At 61.7% G+C, this 5,302-nt stretch carries 6 protein-coding genes and 1 riboswitch; of the genes, 3 read left to right on the top strand and 3 right to left on the bottom strand.

Going from position 1 to position 5,302, the window contains the following annotated elements; genetic code table 11:
• A partial coding sequence (locus NW857_RS05000; RefSeq protein ID WP_414368155.1) for a hypothetical protein occupies positions 1–186 on the top strand: 186 nt, incomplete at its 5' end.
• Between the two features lies 1 nt (position 187).
• On the opposite strand, the gene NW857_RS05005 is transcribed toward NW857_RS05000, so the two are convergent.
• Positions 188–631 carry a DUF4278 domain-containing protein gene (locus tag NW857_RS05005; protein WP_414334931.1) on the bottom strand — a complete coding sequence of 148 codons (444 nt, stop codon included), beginning with the start codon at positions 629–631 and terminating at the stop codon, positions 188–190.
• A 93-nt stretch (positions 632–724) separates the two neighbouring features.
• Positions 725–816, bottom strand: a riboswitch (Glutamine riboswitch).
• 247 nt (positions 817–1,063) lie between these two features.
• Between NW857_RS05005 and NW857_RS05010 the strand changes: the two genes are divergently transcribed.
• Positions 1,064–2,944: a cation:proton antiporter gene (locus NW857_RS05010; protein WP_414368157.1), complete on the top strand. Its 1,881-nt coding sequence runs from the start codon at positions 1,064–1,066 to the stop codon at positions 2,942–2,944.
• 14 nt (positions 2,945–2,958) lie between these two features.
• On the opposite strand, the gene NW857_RS05015 is transcribed toward NW857_RS05010, so the two are convergent.
• A complete protein-coding gene (locus NW857_RS05015) occupies positions 2,959–4,323 on the bottom strand; it encodes a CRTAC1 family protein (protein ID WP_414338732.1) in 1,365 nt (454 codons plus the stop codon).
• Between the two features lie 88 nt (positions 4,324–4,411).
• Between NW857_RS05015 and rpsT the strand changes: the two genes are divergently transcribed.
• Positions 4,412–4,714 carry a 30S ribosomal protein S20 gene (rpsT, locus tag NW857_RS05020; protein ID WP_414334928.1) on the top strand — a complete coding sequence of 101 codons (303 nt, stop codon included), beginning with the start codon at positions 4,412–4,414 and terminating at the stop codon, positions 4,712–4,714.
• 204 nt (positions 4,715–4,918) lie between these two features.
• Here rpsT and NW857_RS05025 read toward each other — a convergent pair.
• On the bottom strand, positions 4,919–5,302 hold a 384-nt coding region (locus NW857_RS05025; protein ID WP_414352280.1), incomplete at its 5' end, for a hypothetical protein.

Raw genomic sequence — 5,302 nt, forward strand, 5'->3', positions numbered from 1 at the left:
CCGGCGGGCCTAGCAGCCATCCCACCCACCACGAGCCGCTCGACCCAAGGGTGGCTGCCCCCTGCAGCCTACTGGGATCCCTGTTTCCACACTCCCCTGGGCTACCCCATCGTCAACAGCACCCAAAAAAAAGGATCCCGGCCGGGATCCTTAGGCTTGTGCCAGAGCATCAACAGCTACAAGTGAGTCAGCTCATGCTAACTCGGCTGCGGTCATAGGTGAGACGGAAGGTGGGATGCACCTTTCCTTGGATGCGGTTCCAGAAGTTGCGCACATTGACGTGCAGCCCAACCTGCTCCGTGCCGCGCACCAACATGGCTTGCTGCCGAATCCGAATCGCGCGTTGATGACCCATCATCAGGCGGCGAGCCAACTCGTCCAGAATATGGGAACGGCCCGCCTCCGGAGCAGCTGCCATCACCGGAGCGGCTGGAGCCGGCGCTGCCGCAGCCTCGGTACGATAGGCCACGCCTCGATAGAGCAGGTTCAGGTTAGTGGGCAAAACCACCGGCTTGCTCAGGTGGCGGAACCGCCAGTCCAGCCCCCGATAGCGACCCCCCACTTTGCCCGGAGAAACAGTCACCGTCGCCGGTGAGTGGGTGTAACCAACGCCACGGTAAGAGAGTTCCATGATTTTCGCCTCCAAATGTAATGGTCTGTATCCACTTCACTTCCTGAGTTGAGAAGTGACCTGGGATGTCCCCTGGACAGTCACAAGGTTTGAGGCGCGTTCCTTCGGGATAATTCCCTACTTCCGTCCTCTGGCCGCCATCTCGCCCCACGATGAGCCAAACGGCAGGCGAAAGGATGAACGATTTCTGTCTACATTCTGTATTATAAGCTACGGTTTTGGGGTGTTGTCAGCAACTTTTAACAAAAATTTCTCCTGATTCCCCCTCTAGCTATCCAACAACCCAGGCTGAATGACGCGGCATCCTCTTTGGGAGCCGGTTTGCAGCGCTTTGGGTTGGGCCCAGTCTGTCCGCAAGGCCGAAGAAAGCAGTATCGTGGAAGAATCCTCAGGATCGGCTACAAAAGTTCATACTCCTGGTGGGGTGTCTCGGTGCAGGAAGACTTTCGCCTGATTTTGGACATTGTGACGGTGTTGGCGGCAGCGGCGGCGGGCGGATTTTTGGCCTCCCTGTTGAGGCAGCCGGTGTTACTGGGGTATTTGCTGGCCGGGATCCTGGTGGGGCCGGCGGGGCTGGGGTGGATCAAGGAGTTGGTGCAGGTGGAAACCCTGGCCCAGTTTGGGGTGACCTTTTTGCTATTTACTTTGGGGGTGGAGTTTTCCCTCAAAGAATTGCGCCAGGTGCGGGGGATCGCCATTGGCGGCGGTGCCTTGCAGATCGGCCTGACCATCGCGATCACAGCGGTGCTGGCGGTGGCCAGCGGCTGGCTGACGCCGGTGCAGGGGATCTTCCTGGGGGCGGTGCTCTCTCTGTCTTCCACGGCGGTGGTGCTCAAAAGCCTCATCGAGACCAACCAGATGGGCACGCCCCAAGCTCAGGCCATGCTGGGGATCTTGATTGTGCAGGATCTGGCGGTAGGGCTGATGCTGGCGGTGTTGCCGGCTTTGGATTGTCCTTTGCCGGAGCTGGCGGGATCCCTGGCCAAGGCGCTGGCAGAAATCGGCCTGGTGGGGCTGGGGGCGGTGGTGGGCGGGATGTGGCTGGTGCCCGCTTTCCTGCGGCTTTTGGCGCAGCAGGAGAGCAAAGAAGTGTTTTTGCTGGGGGTGATCAGCCTCTGCGTAGGGATTGCCCTGTTGACGGAGCGGCTGGGCATTTCCAGTGAGATCGGGGCTTTTATCGCCGGGCTGATGATCTCAGAAGTGGAATACGCCGACCAGACCCTGGCTTACGTAGAGCCCTTGCGGGATGTGTTTGCCGCCCTCTTTTTTGCTGCCATTGGCATGCTCATCGATCCCAGCTTTATCGCCGCCCACCTGCCCTTGATCCTAGGGTTAGTGGGGCTGGTGATGGTGGGCAAGTTTTGCCTGGTGGCCCCTTTGGCCGGTCTGTTCGGCTACCCGCTCCCCTCAGCGGTGTTGGTGGGGCTGGGCCTCTCGCAGATCGGCGAGTTCTCCTTTGTCTTGGCCAGTGAAGGGCAGGCGCTGGGGCTGGTGTCGCGGCAACTCTATTTGCTCATCGTCAGCACCACCGCTGTTACCCTGCTCGTCACTCCCTTTCTGCTCAGGGGCGCGCCGCGACTGCTGGCAAACTTACAAGGGATCCCCTTCTGGGCCCGTTGGCTGGAAGGGAGCGAGCAGCCCCGCGCTCTGGCTCCCGACGCTCCCCAAGAGGGGCACGTGGTGGTGTGCGGCTATGGACAGGTGGGGCAAGACATCGTGCGCATCCTGGAAGCCCGTCGCCATCCCCTTTTGGTGATTGACCAGTCGGAACGGGTGATCCAACAGTTGCGCTCGCGCGGGATCCCCTATCTCTACGGCAATGCTGCCAGCGCCCCGGTGCTGGAGAAAGCTGGCCTGCACCAAGCCCGCGCCTTGGTGATCGCCCTGCCGGATCGCCTGAGCATGCGCCTTTGCCTGAAACGGGCGCTGGAACTGGCGCCGCGCCTGGATGTGGTGGTGCGGGCCACCCATGAAGAGGACATCGAGCAGCTCTATCAGTTGGGAGCCCGAGAAGTCGTCCACCCGGAATTTGAGGCCAGCCTGGGCTTGTGCAGCCATGTGCTGCTGAAGCTGGGCGAGCCCCTGGAGGTCATCCAGCAGGAGATCCTAGCCATCCGCAGCAGCCACTACCGCGATTTGCGCCCTCTCCACCCCAGTTGCCTGATCCCCACGCCTGTCAGTTGGCTGACACCCCCTTCTCCCCCCCTCCCCGCTCCTGCCAACGGCAGCTCACCTGAGGTGCTGGCCTGGTGGGAACACTGGCAGCGCCCCGTGCAGCCGGAATGGGCAGGGATCTCAGGCTCCGCTGAGTAGATCTCTCAGGGGAGCTAGCCAGGATAGGGGATCCGCAGGAGCTGGTTGACCGGCGGGCGAGCCACCTGCAACTGTTTTCCGTCCGGCCACTGGATCTGGATTTCCTTGACCAGCGTTTCGGATCCCAGGCCAAAGTGGGCCACCGGCTCCATCTGACAGAGGTAGCCGCTGCCGGCATCGATGGGATAGATCTGGGTGCGGGTAGAGGTGATCAGCCGCACCAGGGCGCCGCGGGCCGGGGATCCTTGGCGGGTGAGGGGCAAGACCCTTAGCCAGTTGTTGCCATTAGCCAGGGGGCGGTAGAAGCTCAGGGGCTGGGCGCCCGACTCGCCGTGGGCAATGAGCAGCTCCAGGCGACCGTCCCCATCCACATCGGCGACTGCCGCTCCCGTCCCCAATCCCTGCGGCTCGGCAGCCTCTCCAATGTCAATGGCCTGCCAGCGGCCGGAGCGCCAGCCAAACAGGCGGTTGGGCTCGCCGATGTTGTTAAAAAACAGCTCCGGGTAGCCGTCGTTGTCGAAGTCGGCAGCAATGACTGTGCGAATGCGGGAGGGCCTGGCCAGATCTGGGGGGGCCACGTTCTTGAAGATGCCGCCGGGGGTTTGGATCCAGAGGCGATGCGGCCCTTCCCAGTTGCCGTAGACCAAGTCCAGCCGCCCGTCCCCATCCAGATCCACCGCTGCCACCCCCCGCCCATGCTCGCCGGGATCCGCCAGCCCCACCTCGGCGGCAATTTCTTCAAAGGTGCCATCCCCGCGGTTGCGAAACAAAAAGTTGGGCCCCTGCTCGTTGACGGCAAACATGTCCATCCGCTGCGAGACCAAGGGCAGGGCCACCAGCCCCCGCCCGCCCGTTACCCGGTTCACCCCCGCCTCCGGTGCCACATCGGCAATCATCTGGTTGGAGCCCAGCTCGTAAAGGCGCATGGGGCCGCCGTAGTTGGCCACGAAAAACCCGTACCGCCCCTGGCCAAAGCGATCCACGCAGGCCACCGAGCGACCGGCCGTCAAGTTGAGGGCATCTTGGTTGTGGGGTAGAGAGAACAGATCCACCCAACGGGATCCCTGCCAGTCGAAGAGGCGATCCCCAAAGCGCTTGCGCCCGCCGAAGGTATCGGTATTCAAAACATAGAGTTCTTCTTGGCCGTCGCCGTCGAAGTCGCCGGCAGCCACCCCAATGGCCATGCGCCCTGCATCGGCCAGAGTATCGTCCACCAGATCCACCAGCGCCTGGCCGTTCCACTTCAAAACCCGATTCGGGCCGCGGAAGCCGCACACAAACAGCTCAAAAGCCCCGTCCCGATCCACATCGCAAACGGCAACCCCATAGAAAAGGGCAGGCGGGTTGAACAAGAGGAGGGAGCTGCAATCTCGAAACATGGGGATCCCGTCGTAGGAGAGGCAGGAACTGGTGGAGCTCCAAACTCTAATGGTATGCTAGATCTCCGCCGTAGCTTCCCTCTCGACCATGCCACGCATTAAATCTGCCATCAAGCGCGTCAAGATTGCCGAGCGAAATCGGCTACGCAACAAAGCTACCAAAGCCATGGTGCGCGCGCTGATGAAAAAAGTGATCTCTCTCTCCTCTACTTACGCCGCCAACCCCCAACCGGAAACCCTGCAGGAGATTCAAGCGGCGATGAGCGCTGCCTTTAGCCGCATCGACAAAGCGGCCAAAACAGGGGTTCTCCACAAAAACACAGCCGCCCGTCGGAAGGCTCGTCTATCTCGGATTGTGCAACGATCCCTAGCCGCCACAAGTGCCTCCTAAGACAGGGTCTTGGACAGGCGGAGCCCAAAGGGCTCTACTGCTGCCCCGGAAGCAAGCTTAAGCATTTGCCTACCAGGCTACTCTGCTGTGTGTTGCAACCTTCTCCAAACCGGCGCTGACAGCCGTTGACCTCAGCCAAGGAGCAACAGCAGCCATGGCAAGACGGGACATCTGGTCAGGGATCCCAGTTCTCGGCCAGGCCAACTAGCGGGAATCCAAGGTGCGCACCAGCCAGCGCCGCAGCGGATGCCAGGCGGGCAAAGACAAAATCCAGCGGGACTGGCGCTCCAACATCAGGCGCTCCATGGGATAGAGGCCAAACAGCTCGTAGCGGCTTTGGGCGATCAAGATCCCCAGCGTGAAGCTGACGCACAGCAAAAGGCCGAAGGTAGGCCAGCCGGGCTGGTAAAACAAGGCATAGCGCAGGCCTGTCCAGGTGAAATGGTTCCACAGGCGGATGAGATCTGCCCGCAAAGCCCAGAGGCTGGGGATCCCGACCAGCAGCCACAGCAGGCCCAGAAAGATAAAGCTGCCGCCATGGTAGAGGCGCAGCAGACGCCTGGCCGCCGGAGAGAGGGATCCCAGGCC

This window comes from Synechococcus sp. H55.9, assembly GCF_047462355.1.
Classification (GTDB): domain Bacteria; phylum Cyanobacteriota; class Cyanobacteriia; order Thermostichales; family Thermostichaceae; genus Thermostichus.

What these genes read in the sequence shown, in the direction of transcription:
- NW857_RS05005 (WP_414334931.1), bottom strand. Translation starts at nt 631, where the DNA reads ATGGAACTCTCTTACCGTGGCGTTGGTTACACCCACTCACCGGCGACG.
- NW857_RS05015 (WP_414338732.1), bottom strand. Translation starts at nt 4,323, where the DNA reads ATGTTTCGAGATTGCAGCTCCCTCCTCTTGTTCAACCCGCCTGCCCTT.
- rpsT (WP_414334928.1), top strand. Translation starts at nt 4,412, where the DNA reads ATGCCACGCATTAAATCTGCCATCAAGCGCGTCAAGATTGCCGAGCGA.